The 16,539-nt window shown below is 72.1% G+C and carries 13 protein-coding genes; 8 read left to right on the plus strand and 5 right to left on the minus strand.

The window, feature by feature from the left end; translation table 11 throughout:
- Positions 1–73: 73 nt before the first annotated feature.
- Positions 74–2,122 carry an ATP-dependent DNA helicase gene (locus tag V1L54_RS16030; RefSeq protein WP_330118684.1) on the plus strand — a complete coding sequence of 683 codons (2,049 nt, stop codon included), beginning with the start codon at positions 74–76 and terminating at the stop codon, positions 2,120–2,122.
- A 136-nt stretch (positions 2,123–2,258) separates the two neighbouring features.
- Here V1L54_RS16030 and lexA read toward each other — a convergent pair whose 3' ends face one another.
- Entirely contained in the window at positions 2,259–2,996 is a 738-nt protein-coding gene (lexA, locus tag V1L54_RS16035) for a transcriptional repressor LexA (RefSeq protein WP_408646690.1), read from the minus strand.
- 508 nt (positions 2,997–3,504) lie between these two features.
- On the opposite strand from lexA, the gene nrdR reads away from it, so the two are divergent.
- Positions 3,505–4,131 carry a transcriptional regulator NrdR gene (gene nrdR / locus V1L54_RS16040; protein WP_330118686.1) on the plus strand — a complete coding sequence of 209 codons (627 nt, stop codon included), beginning with the start codon at positions 3,505–3,507 and terminating at the stop codon, positions 4,129–4,131.
- A 124-nt stretch (positions 4,132–4,255) separates the two neighbouring features.
- Positions 4,256–7,153 (plus strand): vitamin B12-dependent ribonucleotide reductase, encoded by a 2,898-nt coding sequence (locus V1L54_RS16045; RefSeq protein WP_330118687.1) that lies wholly within the window; start codon positions 4,256–4,258, stop codon positions 7,151–7,153.
- Between the two features lie 107 nt (positions 7,154–7,260).
- Here V1L54_RS16045 and V1L54_RS16050 read toward each other — a convergent pair whose 3' ends face one another.
- Complete coding sequence (locus tag V1L54_RS16050) at positions 7,261–7,788, minus strand: TerD family protein (RefSeq protein WP_330118688.1); 528 nt, start codon at positions 7,786–7,788, stop codon at positions 7,261–7,263.
- 256 nt (positions 7,789–8,044) lie between these two features.
- Here V1L54_RS16050 and V1L54_RS16055 point away from each other — a divergent pair, with 256 nt between their 5' ends.
- Both V1L54_RS16055 and V1L54_RS16060 read left to right on the plus strand, forming a co-directional pair.
- A complete protein-coding gene (locus tag V1L54_RS16055; RefSeq protein ID WP_330118689.1) occupies positions 8,045–8,656 on the plus strand; it encodes a YdbC family protein in 612 nt (203 codons plus the stop codon).
- A gap of 105 nt (positions 8,657–8,761) precedes the next feature.
- The gene (locus V1L54_RS16060) at positions 8,762–9,493 is read left to right on the plus strand and encodes a histidine phosphatase family protein (RefSeq protein ID WP_330118690.1); all 732 of its coding nucleotides are present in this window, start codon (positions 8,762–8,764) and stop codon (positions 9,491–9,493) included.
- Between the two features lie 235 nt (positions 9,494–9,728).
- On the opposite strand, the gene V1L54_RS16065 is transcribed toward V1L54_RS16060, so the two are convergent.
- Positions 9,729–11,285, minus strand: a complete 1,557-nt coding sequence (locus V1L54_RS16065; protein ID WP_330118691.1) for an MFS transporter — start codon at positions 11,283–11,285, stop codon at positions 9,729–9,731.
- Positions 11,286–11,453: 168 nt separating this feature from the next.
- Here V1L54_RS16065 and V1L54_RS16070 point away from each other — a divergent pair, with 168 nt between their 5' ends.
- From V1L54_RS16070 to V1L54_RS16080, 3 genes are all read left to right on the plus strand, one after another.
- A complete protein-coding gene (locus V1L54_RS16070) occupies positions 11,454–12,083 on the plus strand; it encodes a TetR/AcrR family transcriptional regulator (protein ID WP_330118692.1) in 630 nt (209 codons plus the stop codon).
- Positions 12,084–12,166: 83 nt separating this feature from the next.
- Positions 12,167–12,844, plus strand: coding sequence for a ribonuclease HII (gene rnhB / locus V1L54_RS16075; RefSeq protein WP_330118693.1), 678 nt, complete (start codon positions 12,167–12,169; stop codon positions 12,842–12,844).
- A gap of 81 nt (positions 12,845–12,925) precedes the next feature.
- Positions 12,926–13,555, plus strand: a complete 630-nt coding sequence (locus tag V1L54_RS16080; RefSeq protein ID WP_330118694.1) for a hypothetical protein — start codon at positions 12,926–12,928, stop codon at positions 13,553–13,555.
- A gap of 78 nt (positions 13,556–13,633) precedes the next feature.
- On the opposite strand, the gene V1L54_RS16085 is transcribed toward V1L54_RS16080, so the two are convergent.
- Complete coding sequence (locus V1L54_RS16085; RefSeq protein ID WP_443076657.1) at positions 13,634–14,206, minus strand: hypothetical protein; 573 nt, start codon at positions 14,204–14,206, stop codon at positions 13,634–13,636.
- A 148-nt stretch (positions 14,207–14,354) separates the two neighbouring features.
- Positions 14,355–16,520 carry a RecQ family ATP-dependent DNA helicase gene (locus V1L54_RS16090; protein WP_330118696.1) on the minus strand — a complete coding sequence of 722 codons (2,166 nt, stop codon included), beginning with the start codon at positions 16,518–16,520 and terminating at the stop codon, positions 14,355–14,357.
- Between the last annotated feature and the right edge of the window lie 19 nt (positions 16,521–16,539).

Raw genomic sequence — 16,539 nt, forward strand, 5'->3', positions numbered from 1 at the left:
CCGCCTCCGTATCGCCGGCCGCCGGGCGATACGGGACACGGCTGTCGGCGCCGCCGCGTAAGGTGGCAGCCCTATGACCAAGCCCGCCCTCACCGACCTCCTCCACGCCGCCGTCACCGCCGTCGGCGGCACGGAGCGCCCCGGCCAGGTCGCCATGGCCGAGGCCGTGGCCGAGGCCATCGACGACAACACCCACCTGCTGGTCCAGGCGGGTACCGGCACCGGCAAGTCGCTGGGTTATCTGGTGCCCGCCCTGGCGCACGGCGAGCGCACCGTGATCGCGACCGCGACGCTCGCCCTGCAGCGGCAGCTGGTCGAGCGGGATCTGCCGCGCACGGTCGAGGCGCTGCATCCGCTGCTGCGCCGCCGTCCCGAGTTCGCCATGCTCAAGGGCCGCTCCAACTACCTGTGCCTGCACCGCCTCCACGAGGGGGTGCCGCAGGACGACGAGGACGGCCTGTTCGACCCCTTCGAGGCCGCCGCGCCCACCAGTCGGCTGGGCAAGGACCTGCTGCGGCTGCGGGACTGGGCGGACGAGACCGACACCGGCGACCGCGACGGCCTCGCCCCGGGTGTCTCCGACCGCGCCTGGTCACAGGTATCGGTCTCCTCCCGGGAGTGCCTGGGCGCCACCCGGTGCGCCTACGGCGCCGAGTGCTTCGCGGAGGCGGCCCGGGAGCGGGCCAAGCTCGCCGAGGTGATCGTCACCAACCACGCGCTGCTGGCCATCGACGCCATCGAGGGCGCGCCGGTGCTCCCCGGGCACGAGGTGCTGATCGTCGACGAGGCGCACGAACTGGTCTCCCGGGTCACGGGGGTGGCCACCGGTGAGCTGACCGCGGGCGGGGTGAGCCGCGCGGTGCGCCGGGCGGCCAAGCTGGTCGACGAGAAGGACGCCGACCGCCTCCAGACCGCCTCGGAGGGTTTCGAGCGGCTGATGGAACTGGCCCTGCCGGGCCGCCTGGAGGAGATTCCCGAGGACCTGGGGTACGCCCTGGCGGCACTGCGCGACGCGGCCCGGGCGGTGCTCACCGCACTGGGCAACACTCGCGACCGGTCCGTCCAGGACGAGGACGCGGTCCGCAGGCAGGCCCTGGCGTCGGTGGAGAGCGTCCACCAGGTCGCGGAGCGCATCCTGGCGGACTCGGAGTTCGACGTCGTCTGGTACGAGCGCCACGACCGCTACGGGGCCTCGCTGCGGGTCGCCCCGCTGGCGGTCTCCGGGCTGCTGCGGGAGAAGCTGTTCGAGGACCGGGCGGTGATCCTGACCTCCGCCACCCTCAAGCTCGGCGGGGACTTCGACGGGGTGGGGGCCTCTCTGGGGCTGACCCCGGAGGGTCGCCTCGCGGACGGGGATTCCGCCGCCGGGGGGACCGGGGGAGCGGGCGGCCGGGAGGAGAACGGGGACGGCGACGGGGCCGAGGACACCGGCGACACCGTCCCGCGCTGGCGGGGGCTGGACGTCGGCTCGCCCTTCGACTACCGCAGGCAGGGCATCCTCTACGTCGCCCAGCACCTCGCCCCGCCCGGCCGGGAGGGCAGCCGCGGCGACATGCTGGAGGAGCTGGGCGAGCTGGTCCAGGCCGCGGGCGGGCGCACCCTGGGGCTGTTCTCCTCGATGCGGGCCGCGCAGGCCGCCGCCGAGGAACTGCGCGGCACGCTGGAGGTGCCGATCCTGCTGCAGGGCGAGGAGACACTGGGCGAGCTGATCCGCCGGTTCGCCGAGGACGCCCGGACCTGTCTGTTCGGGACGCTGTCGCTGTGGCAGGGGGTGGACGTGCCCGGGCCGAACTGCCAGCTGGTGGTGATGGACCGCATCCCGTTCCCGCGTCCCGACGACCCGCTGATGAGCGCCCGGCAGAAGGCGGTGGAGGAGGCGGGCGGCAACGGCTTCATGGCGGTCGCGGCCACCCATGCGGCGCTGCTGATGGCACAGGGGGCGGGCCGGCTGGTGCGGGCGACGGGGGACCGGGGGGTGGTGGCGGTGCTGGATCCGCGGCTGGCCCGGGCCCGGTACGGAAGCTTCCTGCGGGCCTCGATGCCCGACTTCTGGTACACCACCGATCGCAACCAGGTGCGCCGCTCGCTGGCCGCCATCGACGCCGCCGCCGGGACGGCGTGACGGGACGGCGCCGCCGGGGTGAGCGGCCAGGGCGGCGCTGCCACCGGGGACGAGCCGGCGCGGTGGGTGTCCGGCGCGGACGCAGATGGGCCCCGGGACCGGCGCAGTGGTCCCGGGGCCGGTCCTCCCGGCAGCCTCAGACGCGCCGCAGCACCGCGACGACCTTGCCGAGGATGGTGGCCTCGTCACCGGGGATCGGCTGGTAGGCGGAGTTGTGGGGGAGCAGCCACACATGCCCGTCCTCGCGCTTGAAGCGCTTGACCGTCGCCTCACCGTCGAGCATGGCCGCGACGATGTCGCCGTTCTCCGCGACCGGCTGGCGGCGCACCGTCACCCAGTCGCCGTCGCAGATCGCCGCCTCGACCATCGAGTCGCCGACCACCTTGAGCACGAACAGCTCGCCGTCCCCGACGAGCTGACGGGGCAGCGGGAAGACGTCCTCGACGGACTCCTCGGCCAGGATCGGGCCGCCGGCCGCGATCCGGCCCACCAGGGGGACGTAGGAGGCGGCGGGCTTGCCGGTGGTGTCGGTGGTCTGGCTGGTGGGCGCGTCCGAGGCGCGCACCTCGTACGCGCGCGGCCGGTGCGGGTCGCGCCGCAGGAAGCCCTTGCGCTCCAGCGCCATCAGCTGGTGGGCGACGGAGGAGGTGGAGGACAGGCCGACGGCCTGCCCGATCTCCCGCATCGACGGCGGGTAGCCGCGGCGCTGCACCGAGTCGCGGATGACCTCGATGACCCTGCGCTGCCGTTCCGTCAGGCCGGAGCTGTCGGCGCGGATTCCCGGTGGACGGCCGGGCAGCGCCCGGCCGGGCTTGGGCGTCTCCGAGTCGTCCGCGGCGCCGGGCCGGCCCGGCGCCGCGTTTGCTCCGTGCACATGATCGACTCGGTCCCGTGCGGCGATGGTGGCGCCCTCTGCGGTGGTGGTCACGTCGGCCCCTCTCGAGCGGTTCTCCCTAGCTGGACAACGGTAGGTGCTTTCGAAAGGTTGCGCCAAACACACGTTCGAGTGAAATTTCGCAGATTAGCTGACGTGACCAATGGGGCGGGTGTATGTGCCGGAAGCTGCCGTCGATCACTACGCTACCCTCTCGTGCGTTTGCCGCCCCGGGGATTTCGCCGTGTGCGGCGTGTCCGTCGGTCGGCCCCCAGATGTAGTGGTTAGATAGGCGCCAGCCGCCCAGAAGTTGTGGTCCACCGGATCTGGCAGACCGGGGCATCACCTATGCTGGTGGCCGCTTCGGGGGCCTCGTGAGGGGCACTCGAAAGCTTGTCCATGCTGCGTTCGTGGCGGTCTGCCGTTCGTGACGCCTGTGGTGTCCGTGACGGCCGTGACGTTCGTGGTGCTCACAACGCGCCAGCGAGGGTGAAGGAGGGTGGGAACGATGCACTGCCCCTTCTGCCGGCACCCCGACAGCCGCGTCGTCGACAGCCGGACCACCGACGACGGCACCGCCATCCGCCGGCGCCGCCAGTGCCAGCACTGCTCCCGCCGCTTCACCACGGTGGAGAACGCGTCACTGATGGTGATCAAGAGGAGCGGCGTCACCGAACCCTTCAGCCGGGACAAGGTGATCGCCGGGGTGCGCAAGGCGTGCCAGGGGCGCCCGGTCACCGAGGACGCGCTGGCCCAGCTGGGCCAGCGGGTCGAGGAGGCGGTGCGCGCCACCGGGAGCGCCGAGCTGTCCACGCACGATGTCGGTCTGGCCATACTCGGACCGCTGCGCGAGCTGGACCTGGTGGCCTACCTGCGCTTCGCGTCGGTCTACCAGGCGTTCGACTCGCTGGAGGACTTCGAGGCCGCGATCGCCGAGCTGCGCCGGACGAGGTCCGGGGAACGCGGGGACGGACCCCCGGAGGGAGCGGCGAGAGGCCCGTGCTGCGCCGGGGACGGCCGTGGCACCGGAAACGGCCGGGACACCGGGGAGACCGGGGACTCGGGAGACGGCAGCGGCGACGGGGGCGACGGAGGCCCCGCCACCGCGCCCGTCCCGTCGGCCGCCAGGGACTGAGCGGCCCCACACGGACCGCCGGGCCGCCGGGGAGACCGGCGCGCTCCGGCCATCGATACGGAACACCGCACCCGGGATGGTCCGGGTGCGCCAGGGCGTTATGCCTGTGTACAGGGAGGCGGGAATGACAGAGACGACGAGTGAGCCGGCGCGAGGCTCCAGGTCCAGGGGGAGCAAGGCCGGCAAGGGGCTGCGGATCGAGCGCATCCACACCACCGCGGGAGTGCACCCGTACGACGAGGTGGTCTGGGAGCGCCGTGACGTCGTCATGACCAACTGGCGCGACGGCTCGGTCAACTTCGAGCAGCGCGGCGTGGAGTTCCCCGACTTCTGGTCGGTGAACGCCGCCAACATCGTCACCAGCAAGTACTTCCGCGGCGCCCTGGGCACGCCCCAGCGCGAGACCAGTCTCAGGCAGCTGATCGACCGGGTGGTGAAGACCTACCGCGCCGCCGGGGAGAAGCACGGCTACTTCGCCTCCCCGGCCGACGCCGAGATCTTCGAGCACGAGCTGGCCTACGCCGTGCTGCACCAGGTGTTCTCGTTCAACTCCCCGGTGTGGTTCAACGTCGGCACCGCCCAGCCCCAGCAGGTCTCGGCCTGTTTCATCCTCTCCGTCGACGACTCCATGGAGTCGATCCTCGACTGGTACAAGGAAGAGGGGATGATCTTCAAGGGCGGCTCCGGCGCGGGTCTGAACCTCTCGCGCATCCGCTCCTCCAAGGAACTGCTCTCCTCCGGCGGCAACGCCTCGGGTCCGGTCTCCTTCATGCGCGGCGCCGACGCCTCCGCCGGGACGATCAAGTCCGGCGGCGCCACCCGCCGCGCGGCCAAGATGGTCGTCCTGGACGTGGACCACCCCGACGTCGAGGCGTTCATCGAGACCAAGGTCAAGGAGGAGGAGAAGATCCGCGCCCTGCGCGACGCGGGCTTCGACATGGACCTGGGCGGCGACGACATCACATCCGTCCAGTACCAGAACGCCAACAACTCCGTGCGCGTCAACGACGCCTTCATGAAGGCAGTGGAGAAGGGGCAGAAGTTCGGCCTGCGCGCCCGGATGACGGGTGAGACCATCGAGGAGGTCGACGCCAGGGCGCTGTTCCGGAAGATGGCCGAGGCCGCCTGGGTCTGCGCCGATCCCGGCATCCAGTACGACGACACCATCAACCACTGGCACACCTCGCCGGAGAGCGGCCGCATCACCGCCTCCAACCCCTGCAGCGAGTACATGCACCTGGACAACTCCTCGTGCAACCTGGCCTCGCTGAACCTGATGAAGTTCCTGCGCGACGACGACAAGGGCAACCAGGCCTTCGACGCCGCGCGCTTCGCCAAGGTCGTCGAGCTGGTCATCACGGCGATGGACATCTCCATCTGCTTCGCCGACTTCCCCACTCAGAAGATCGGCGAGACCACCAGGGCCTTCCGCCAGCTGGGCATCGGCTACGCCAACCTCGGCGCCCTGCTGATGGCCACCGGGCACGCCTACGACTCCGACGGCGGCCGCGCGCTGGCCGGTGCGGTCACCTCCCTGATGACCGGCACCTCCTACCGCCGCTCCGCCGAACTGGCCGCCGTCGTCGGCCCGTACGAGGGCTACGCCCGCAACGCCGACGCCCATCAGCGGGTGATGCGCCAGCACGCCGACGCCAACGCCGACGCCAAGCGTATGGACGATCTGGACACCCCGGTGTGGACCGCGGCCACCGAGGCCTGGCAGGACGTGCTGCGGCTGGGCAGGAAGAACGGCTTCCGCAACGCCCAGGCGTCCGTCCTCGCCCCCACCGGCACCATCGGTCTGATGATGGACTGCGACACCACCGGCATCGAGCCCGACCTGGCCCTGGTCAAGTTCAAGAAGCTGGTCGGCGGCGGTTCCATGCAGATCGTCAACAACACCGTCCCCAAGGCGCTCAAGCGCCTGGGCTACCAGCCCGAGCAGGTCGAGGCGATCGTCGAGCACATCGCCGAGCACGGCAACGTCGTGGACGCCCCGGGGCTGAAGCCGGAGCACTACGAGGTCTTCGACTGCGCCATGGGCGAGCGCTCCATCTCCCCGATGGGACATGTGCGGATGATGGCGGCCGCCCAGCCGTTCCTGTCCGGTGCCATCTCCAAGACCGTCAACATGCCGGAGTCGGCCACCGTCGAGGAAGTGGAGGAGATCTACTTCCAGGGCTGGAAGCTCGGCCTGAAGGCGCTGGCGATCTACCGCGACAACTGCAAGGTCGGCCAGCCGCTGTCCGCCAAGAAGAAGGGAGACAAGGGAGACAAGGACACCGCCAAGGGAGCCGGGGAGCAGGGCGCCGAGGCGGAGAAGGTCGTCGAGTACCGCCCGGTGCGCAAGCGGCTGCCCAAGGGCCGCCCCGGCATCACCACCTCCTTCACCGTCGGTGGCGCCGAGGGCTACATGACCGCCAACTCCTACCCGGACGACGGCCTGGGCGAGGTCTTCCTGAAGATGTCCAAGCAGGGCTCGACCCTCGCGGGCATGATGGACGCCTTCTCCATCGCCGTCTCGGTGGGGCTCCAGTACGGCGTGCCGCTGGAGACGTACATCGCCAAGTTCACCAACATGCGCTTCGAGCCGGCCGGCATGACGGACGACCCGGACGTGCGGATGGCCCAGTCGATCGTCGACTACATCTTCCGCCGGCTGGCGCTGGACTTCCTGCCCTTCGAGACCCGCTCGGCGCTGGGCATCCACTCCGCCGAGGAGCGCCAGCGCCACCTGGAGACCGGCTCCTACGAGCAGGCCGACGACGAGCTGGACGTCGAGGGACTGGCCCAGTCGGCGCCGCGCCAGACGAGCCTTCCCAAGCCGGTCAGCGCCGCCGCCACCGAGCCGCAGGCTCCGGTCCCGGCCCCGAAGGAGGCCCACAGCTCCACCGAACTGGTGGAGATGCAGCTCGGCCTCAACGCCGACGCCCCGCTGTGCTTCTCCTGCGGCACCAAGATGCGCCGCGCGGGCAGCTGCTACCTGTGCGAGGGCTGCGGCTCGACCAGCGGCTGCAGCTGACGGCTCCGGTGTGCGAAAGGAGGGTGCCGGTCCGCGGACCGGCACCCTCCGGTGCGTCGGGCACACCCCGTCCGCCCCTTGCCCGGGGCGGACGGGGCCTCGTCAGGTCAGGAGGAGGCACCCATCGTCCGGGCGAAGGAGTCCGGGTCGGTGTCGAACCCGCGGACGTCCTCGCGGAAGTCCCAGACGCCCGAGGCGTTCCGGGTGAACTCCGCGACGGTCGCCGCCGTCGCCCCGGAGACGGCGGCGAAGTCGTGTCCGGCCAGCTCGGTGTACCCCTCGCAGATCCGGATCCGGGTGTTCCGCACCTCGCCGAACGTCAGGGGCCCGCCGCTCTGCTGGACGGCCACGCCCACCACCACCCGGGAGTAGGAGGACGCCATCCGGTTGAGCTCCAGGACCATCACCTCGTCGTCGCCGAAGCCCAGGCCGGTCCTGCTGTCCCGGTTGAGGGTGATGGTGCCGTCGGGCGAGCGCCGGTCGAAGTGCACCAGGTACACCGGGTCACCGTACGGGGCGTCCGCGGAGTAGACCCCGGCGATGATGTCGAGGTCGTGCGGCTGCGCGCCGGAGGGACCGGGGTCCCATCTGAGCGCCACCTCGACCTTCTCGACCCCCTTGTTGAGACTGCCCACCAGGCTCCCCTTCCTTGGTACCGAGCTGCCGCGGCACCTGCCCGCACCCGGCCGCGGACAGGAGTCGAGCCACCGGCGGAACGCGGCGGGAGATACCGCCGCGCCCCAACTGCCAGGGCCTTCAAGCCGTTTGTCCATGGTGCCATGCGCGGTGGTCCGGGCCGGGCGGAAGTCGCCGGTCCGCGCCGGCGGGCGGGTCCGCCGTCCGTGCCGCAAGCCGTGCGATCAGCGATCGATATGGCCGTACGATGGCGCGGTGTTGGTCAAGTGGATGCGGTGCACGGTGGTCGACCGACGCGGCTTCGAGCGGGGGCAGCGGAAGTGGGCGGGGCTGCTCGGCGAGCCCGGCTTCCGCGCGCAGGGCGGCGGTTGGGGTCGCTCCCGGCCGGGGGCGGTGGCGCATCTTTTCGGCTTCTGGGAGAGCCGCGCCTTCTACGACTCGTTCATGGCGCGCTCCCACGACCGGCTGGCGGCGGCGCAGAACGGCACGTACAAGGACGCCCAGGTCCGCCTCTTCGAGTACCGCTTCGACGTGAAGGTGGGGTTCCAGCCCCGGTTCACGGACGCCGACCTGCTGCGCGTCGCCCACTGCCGGGTGCGCCCGGAGCGCGTCGAGCACTACACCCTGATGCAGGAGAAGGTGTGGAACCCGGCGATGGCCGGATCCCCCGGCATGCTGCGGGGAGTCTTCGCCCAGGCGCACAGCGAGGACGAGTTCATGGTGCTGTCGATGTGGGACTCGGCCGCGGAGCACGGCAAGTACCGCGCCGAGCGGATCGAGCGGCTGGCGCTGCGTGCCCAACTCGGCGCCGACGTCACGGCGGTCACCGGGGACGTGATCGACCTGGAGCCGGCGTGGACCGTCTGACCGTCCGGTCCCCGGGGAACGGGCACGGCGGCCGGACGGCGGGTCCGGCCGGGGCGTTCCCCGCCGGATTGGGCCACTCGCGAGGGAAACGCCTAGGGTGGGGGCATGGCACGACCCCGGCGTATCGTCCTGGTCCGGCACGGTGAGTCGGAGGGGAACCACGACGACTCGGTCTACGAGCGTCTTCCCGACCATGCCCTGGGCCTGACCGAACGGGGGATCCGGCAGGCCGAGGAGGCGGGGGAGCGGCTGCGGGAGCTCTTCGGCGACGAGCGGGTCTCGGCCTACGTCTCGCCGTACCGCCGCACCCACCAGACCTTCCGCGCCTTGCGTCTGGATCCGACACGGGTACGGGTGCGCGAGGAGCCCCGGCTGCGCGAGCAGGACTGGGGGAACTGGCAGGACCGGGAGGACGTGCGGCGGCAGAAGGCGTCACGCGACGCCTACGGGCACTTCTTCTACCGCTTCGCGCAGGGCGAGTCCGGTGCGGACGTCTACGACCGGGTCGGGGCCTTCCTGGAGAGCCTGTGGCGCAGCTTCGATCTGCCCGACCATCCGCCGAACGTGCTGCTGGTGACCCACGGGCTGACCATGCGGCTGTTCTGCATGCGGTGGCTGCACTGGACGGTCGCGGAGTTCGAGTCGCTGTCCAACCCGGGCAACGGGGAGATCCGGATGCTGTTGCTGGGACCGGACGGGCGCTACCACCTGGACCGGCCCTTCGAACGCTGGACCACGCCCGAGTCGTACGGAGGACCGTACGTGGGGGAGTCCATGGAGGGGCGCGGACTGTCCGGCTTCTACGAGCGGCCCCCCGACCGGAGCCGGTCCCGGTGAGCGGCTCCGGCCGGGGGGTTCGCGTCCCGCCGCCGGCGTCCTTCCGGACGACGGAGGACCACGGAGGCGGCCGGCTGCGGTGAGGCCCGGGCCCGGCCTCCGAACCTCCCGCCGGCGGTCCCGGTCCCTCTGCCGGCGGCCGGAGCGGGAGGGCGCGGGCCGGCGCCGTGTGCCGGGGTCGGCCGGGACCGCCCCTCCCGCTCCGTGGTTCCCCTGTCCGTGCGGTCCTCCGCGTTCAGACAGCCGGTCCCCCCGCGCCCGCCGTCCCGCTGAGGGCCTCCAGATCACTCTTGCGGACCCGTATCACCACCAGAGCGGTGAGCAGGGCCAGCCCGACCAGTGCGGCCGCCGCCATGAAGGCGGTGGACATGCCCTGGGTCAGCACCGCGTCGCCCCACCGGCCGGGCAGTTCCTGGACGCGGGCGAACTCCGACTGCTGCTCCGGCGAGGCGTTGGCCATGAAGTCGGGTATCTGCTTCTCGGCCTCGTCGCGGCTCGCGCTGCCGAAGACGGTCATCAGGATGGCCAGACCGAGCGAACCGCCCACCTGCTGTGTGGCGTTGAGCAGGCCGGAGGCCGCGCCCGCCTCGTGCTGGGCGACCCCGGAGACCGCGGTGAGGGTCAGGGTCACGAAGTTCAGTCCCATGCCGAAGCCGAAGAACAGCATCGGTACCAGAACGCCGTCCAGGTAACTGCTGTGCTGGTCGGTGAACGTCAGCCACACCATGCCGACACCGGCGAGGAAGGAGCCGGTCACCACGAACGGCTTGGGGCCGAGCACCGGCAGCAGCCGCTGCGACAGCCCGGCCCCCACCACGATGGCGACGGTGACCGGCAGGAAGGCCAGACCCGCGGCGATCGGGGAGTAGTTCAGCACGTCCTGGACGAACAGCACGATGAAGAAGAACATCCCGAACATCGCCGCGGCGAGGCTCAGCATGATCAGATAAGTCCCCGAGCGGTTCCGGTCGGTGAACATCCGCAGGGGGGTGATCGGGTCGGAGACCTTCGACTCGTTCAGCACGAACGCCGCCAGCAGGACGAAGGCCGCGCCGAAGGCGCCGAGGGTGACCTCGTCGCGCCAGCCCTCCTCCGCCGCCCTGATGAAGCCGTAGACCAGGGAGGCCATGCCGCCGGTGGAGGTCAGCGCACCGGTGAGGTCGAAGCGGCCCGGATGGCGCGGCGACTTCGAGATGTACACGGGCGCCAGCACCGCGATCAGGATGCCGATGGGAACGTTGACGAACATCACCCACCGCCAGCTCAGCCACTCGGTGAGCATGCCGCCCATCAGCAGCCCGATGGCACCGCCGCCCGCGGAGACGGCGGCGAACACCCCGAACGCGCGGTTGCGCTCCGGGCCCTCCGGAAAGGTGGTGGCGACGAGGGCGAGAGAGGTCGGTGAGGCGATCGCGCCGCCCACCCCCTGCAGGGCGCGCGCCACGAGCAGCTGCCAGGGCTCCTGCGCCAGCCCGCCCAGCAGGGAGGCCAGGACGAACAGCAGGACGCCGGTCATGAAGACGCGGCGCCGTCCGAGGATGTCGCCGGCCCGGCCGCCGAGCAGCAGCAGACCGCCGAAGGTGAGGGTGTAGGAAGTGACCACCCAGGACAGACCCGTGGTGGAGAAGCCGAGTGCCTCCCTGACGTGCGGGAGCGCGATGTTCACGATGGTGGAGTCGAGGACCACCATGAGCTGGCAGGCGGCGATCACGAACAGTGCGATTCCGCGCCGGTTCCGCTGCCCGGATACTTGCTTTTCTTGTTGATCGGTGACCAACTGAGAGGTTGCCACGGGTGATTCCCCCAAGAATGAATAGTGAACGCGGCCGTTCACTGGGTATCACCCTAGTAAGGCATCCTCAGTGAACGCAAGCGTTCACTGAGGGGGTGTGGCGGCCGTCCGCCGGTCGGCGGACCGGTGGACGGCGAGCGGTGATCGCGAACCAACGGAGAGACGGACATGGCCACTTCGCGCAACACGGACACGGACACGGGCGCACCGGGTGTGCGCCGCCGCGGTCCCGAGCTGGAGCGCGCGATCCTCGACGCTGCTCTCGAACAGCTGGGCAGTGTCGGATGGACGAGCCTGACGATGGAGGGAGTGGCCACCCGGGCCCGTACCGGCAAGGCGGCCGTCTACCGCCGCTGGCCCTCCAAGGGTGATCTGGTGGCCGACGCGCTGCGGGCCGCGCTGCCGGACCCGGAGGGGCCGCCGGACCGCGGCAGTCTGCGCGAGGACTTGATCGAACTGGGCGTACGGCTGCTGCGGGCGATGTACTCCCCGGGCGGCTGCGCGCTGCGGGCCCTCATCGACGAGTGCGACCGGACGGAGGCCGAGCGCTTCATAGGGATCATCCTCGGCCGGGCGGTGGAGCCGGGAAAGCGGATGATCGGCGAGGTGGTGCGACGCGGCATCGCGCGCGGTGAGGTCCGGCCCGACGCCGAGGAGGGCGAGTGCCTCGTCGCGGACGTGATGCCGGCCCTGATGCTGTACCGCCACAAGGTGACCGGTGCCCCGGTCGCGGAGTCGGACATCACCGAGATCGTCGACCGGGTGATGATGCCGCTGCTCGGCCCGCGCACCGGCTGAGGGCGGGTGGTGCGTCCTCCGTCCGGGGCGCTCCCGCCCCGCTGGGCGCGCTCCGCGAGGAGGGGCGTACCCTGGCTGGCGCCATGCCGTACGAGCCTCCCACCCACCGCGTCGAACGTTCCCTGCGCGCCCTCACCGGGGCCAAGGTCGTCGCCGGGGTCGACGAGGTCGGCCGCGGGGCCTGGGCCGGGCCCGTCACCGTCTGCGCGGCGGTCACCGGTCTGCGGCGGCCGCCCGAGGGGCTCACGGACTCCAAGCTCATCAGTCCCGGCCGCCGGGCCGAACTGGCCGGGGTGCTCACCGACTGGGTCACCGCCCACGCCCTGGGCCACGCCTCCCCGGGGGAGATCGACGAACTGGGCATGACGGCCGCGCTCCGGCTCGCCGCCGTACGCGCGCTGGAGGCACTGCCGGTCCGCCCCGACGCCGTCATCCTCGACGGCAGCCATGACTACCTGGGGCCGCCCTGGCGGGTCCGCACGGTGGTCAAGGGTGACCGGTCCTGTGTCGCCGTGGCGGCCGCCTCCGTGATCGCCAAGGTGCGCCGCGACGCCCTCATGGCACGGCTGGGCGACGAGTGCGCGGCCTTCGCCTTCGACCGCAACGCCGGCTATCCCTCGCCCGTCCACCGCGCCGCCCTGGCGGAACTGGGACCCACCCCGCACCACCGGCTGTCGTGGTCGTACCTGGACGCCCTGCCGCGCTGGCGGCATCTGAAACGGACACGTACGGAACGAACCGAGCAGATCGGTCTCTTCTGAACCGGGGTACGGCCGTCTGAATCGCACTTTTCTCCGAACCCGCCGGATCGTTCCGCACCGGCGTTTGATAGACAACACCCCATGCCGCACAGCTCCGAGGAGCCCACGATCCACCCGAACGTCCCCGGCCCCCGCAACCCGGCGGGCACCGCCCGGACCCCCCAGCCCCCCCGCCCCTCCATCCCCGGTCCCCGGCCCGGCCCCCGGCCCGCACCACCGCGGGCGGACCGCGGCCGGAGCGTCCCCGGCCGTCCCGCGCCGGTGCGCGCCGCGGTCCCCCCGCAGCCCGGTGCGGGCGCGAGGAAGGCACCGCGAGCGGCGGAGGCCGGGACGGCACCGCAGATCCAGCTCGTCGAGGCCACGGACACGACCGCGGTCGAGACGGCCGACGGGGTGGTGGACGGACTGCTGGACGAGGGCTGCCCCCCCGGCGACGTCCTGGTGTTCACCACCGGTGACCCGCATCCGTGGGCCCAGCACGAGATGTCCTTCGGCGAGGACGCCTACTGGCGCCAGCATGCCGACGGCGAGGACGTCTTCTACGCCTGCGCGTCGGCCGCCGGTCGCACCCGCCGCCGCGCGGTCGTCGTCCTCGCCGTCAACGGAGGCACGGACGAACAGGCCGCCGAGGCACTGCCCGCCGCCCTCGCCAGGACGGGGTCGCGCCTGGTCGTCTGTGGTGATCCGCGGCGCCTGCGCAGCCTTCTCTGACCCGGCTCTGATCCGGCCCGGGCGCCCCGCTTCGGGAAGTGGCCCTTCCCCGCCCCGGGGCGCCGCGCGTCCGGCGGGTCAGCGGACCGCCGTCCGGCTCGTCCGCCCGTGTGCACCGCCTTCCGGCCGTCCGTTCCGCCCGGCGGGAACGACGGCCGGGCGCCGGCCGCAGCGCTCCTCGCCGAGTACCTGCCATCCGGCCCGGGTCAGCGTCATGTACGCCCCGCACCGCAGGCCGTGCAGCATGCAGGCGTCACGCAGCCCCCACATCCACGCGCCGTCCTCCTCGGTCCAGCCGGATCCGCTCTCCCGGGAACACAGCAGGACGGCGGTGCGTACCGGCCTGCGGCGGCGCAGGTCGTGCGGGATGATCCTGCGCAGCTGGGACAGCAGGACGTTGCGGCATTCCCAGCCGTCGGACCGGGAGCCGGACCGGGTGAACGAGGCGCTTGCGACGAGCCGTTCGTCCGGCCCCAGCACCGCGACCACGGTGGTGGTCGGTCCGGGCCGGTGACGGGTGTGCAGACCGGTGACCACCTCACGGGGATTGCGCAGCAGGGGAATTCCGGCGGCGGCCCACTCGGCGGGCTCGAGGACGCGGCCCAGCCGGGGTGGGGAGTCGGTGTGCGGTGAGGCGAAGCCGAAGGTCAAGGCCATGGTCTCTCCCTTCGTTCCTCGTCCGGGTCTGCGACCGATTCTCACCGGTGCGGACGGCCGCGGCAATGGAACATCCGGTCTCCTGGATCACTTCCCGCACAGCTGCACCGCTTCCGGCGACCGGGAAGCCCGTTTCCGCGTCTCATCCCTGTACCGCGAGGACCAGCGGCAGCACTCCCGCCGCGCCTGCCCGCCGCAGCAGCCGAGCGGCCACGGCCAGGGTCCAGCCGGTGTCGGTGAAGTCGTCCACCAGCAGCACCGGGCCGCTGGCGGCGGCGACCGCCTCCGCCAGCGGCCCGGGAACGGTCAGCGCCCCCTGCAGCGCCCTGAGCCGCTGGGCGCTGTTGCTGCGCGGGACGCGGGTGTCCACCTCCTCGCCGGTGTACTCCACGGTGCCCAGCAGCGGTATCCGGCCGATCGCCGCGATCCGCTCCCCGAGCGAGTGGATCAGCCGTGGCCGGGTCCGTGAGTCGATCGTGACCACTCCCGCCGGCCGGGCCGGGGCCTCCGCCTGGCCGGAGGCCCAGCCGCCGGGCCCCCTCGCCCAGTCGGCGAGCACCGAGACCACGGCGTCGGCCACGTCGTCCGGCACCGGCCCGTCCGCCGACTGCGGACTCAGCAGGGGGCGCAGCCGGTTGCCCCAGCCGATGTCCGAGAGCCGCCCGAGTGCCCTGCCCGGCGCGGCCTGTTCCCCGGGCGGAATACGGCCCTTGAGATCCAGCCCGACCGCGGACAGGCCCGTCGGCCACATCCTGCGGGGCTCCACCTCCACCCCCGGGCGCCCCAGGGTGCCCCGTGCGGCCTCCAGCGAGGCCGGATCGACCTCGGTGCCGAAGCGGGGGCCCGCGCAGTTGTCGCAGCGACCGCAGGGTGCCGCCGCCTCGTCGTCCAGCAGCCGCCGCAGGAACTCCATCCGGCACCCGGGAACGGTGACGTACTCCCGCATCGCCCGCTGCTCGTCCTGGCGCTGCCGCGCCACCCGGGCGTACCGCTCGGCGTCGTAGGACCACGGCACGCCGGTGGCCGTCCAGCCGCCGCGCACCCGCCGCACCGCGCCGTCCACGTCGAGTACCTTGAGCATCGTCTCCAGCCGCGATCGGCGCAGTTCCACCAGCGGTTCCAGAGCGGGCAGCGACAGCGGCCGGCCGGCCGCCGCCAGCACCTCCAGCGTGCGGCGCACCTGTTCCTCGGGAGGAAAGGCCAGGGAGGCGAAGTAACGCCAGATCGCCTCGTCCTCCGGGCCCGGCAGCAGCAGCACCTCGGCGTGCTCCACACCGCGCCCGGCCCGTCCCACCTGCTGGTAGTAGGCGATGGGGGAGGAGGGCGAGCCGAGGTGGACGACGAAGCCGAGATCCGGCTTGTCGAATCCCATGCCCAGCGCGGAGGTGGCCACCAGGGCCTTCACCCGGTTGGCGAGCAGATCCGCCTCGGCCGCCTCCCGGTCGGCGTTCTCGGTCCTCCCGGTGTAGGAGGAGACCGTGTGACCGCGCTGCCGCAGGAAGGCCGCCACCTCCTCGGCGGCCGACACCGTCAGCGTGTAGACGATCCCGGAGCCCGGCAGCTCTCCGAGATGGCTGTCGAGCCAGGCCAGCCGGTGCGCCGCGTCCGGCAGGCGCAGCACACCCAGCCGGAGGCTGTCCCGCTCCAGCGGGCCGCGCAGTACGAGGGCGTCCGCCGACTCCCCGCCGGTGCCCAGTTGCTCGGCCACGTCGGCCGCGACCCGGGCGTTGGCCGTCGCGGTGGTGGCGAGCACCGGGACGCCCGGCGGCAGTTCGGCAATCATCGTGCGCAGCCGCCGGTAGTCGGGCCGGAAGTCATGGCCCCAGTCGGAGATGCAGTGCGCCTCGTCGACCACCAGCAGCCCGGTCGTGGCGGCCAGTTCCGGCAGCACCTGGTCGCGGAAGTCCGGGTGGTTGAGACGTTCGGGGCTCACCAGCAGTACGTCGACCTCGCCCGCGGCCACCTCGCCGTGGACCGTCTCCCACTCCTCGGTGTTCGCCGAGTTGATCGTGCGGGCGCGGATGCCGGCCCGCTCTGCGGCCTCGATCTGGTTGCGCATCAGCGCCAGCAGGGGAGAGACGATCACGGTCGGTCCACTGCCGCGCTCGCGCAGCAGGGCGGTCGCGACGAAGTACACCGCCGACTTTCCCCAACCGGTGCGCTGCACCACCAGGGTCCGCCGGCGCCGCACCACCAGGGCTTCGACGGCCCGCCACTGATCGGTGCGCAGCCGTGCCTCACCGGTGGTGTCACCGGTGAGGCGGGACAGGACGGTGTCGGCGGCGGCGCGCAGGTTCTCCTCGCTCATGCCTCCATGCAACCCGATC

This window comes from Streptomyces rubellus, from assembly GCF_036323805.1.
In the GTDB taxonomy this organism is placed as follows: Bacteria; Actinomycetota; Actinomycetes; order Streptomycetales; family Streptomycetaceae; genus Streptomyces.

Coding starts and splice junctions, on each gene's coding strand:
- V1L54_RS16030 (WP_330118684.1), top strand. CDS start 74: ATGACCAAGCCCGCCCTCACCGACCTCCTCCACGCCGCCGTCACCGCC.
- nrdR (WP_330118686.1), top strand. CDS start 3,505: ATGCACTGCCCCTTCTGCCGGCACCCCGACAGCCGCGTCGTCGACAGC.
- V1L54_RS16045 (WP_330118687.1), top strand. CDS start 4,256: ATGACAGAGACGACGAGTGAGCCGGCGCGAGGCTCCAGGTCCAGGGGG.
- V1L54_RS16060 (WP_330118690.1), top strand. CDS start 8,762: ATGGCACGACCCCGGCGTATCGTCCTGGTCCGGCACGGTGAGTCGGAG.
- V1L54_RS16070 (WP_330118692.1), top strand. CDS start 11,454: ATGGCCACTTCGCGCAACACGGACACGGACACGGGCGCACCGGGTGTG.
- rnhB (WP_330118693.1), top strand. CDS start 12,167: ATGCCGTACGAGCCTCCCACCCACCGCGTCGAACGTTCCCTGCGCGCC.
- V1L54_RS16080 (WP_330118694.1), top strand. CDS start 12,926: ATGCCGCACAGCTCCGAGGAGCCCACGATCCACCCGAACGTCCCCGGC.
- V1L54_RS16090 (WP_330118696.1), bottom strand. CDS start 16,520: ATGAGCGAGGAGAACCTGCGCGCCGCCGCCGACACCGTCCTGTCCCGC.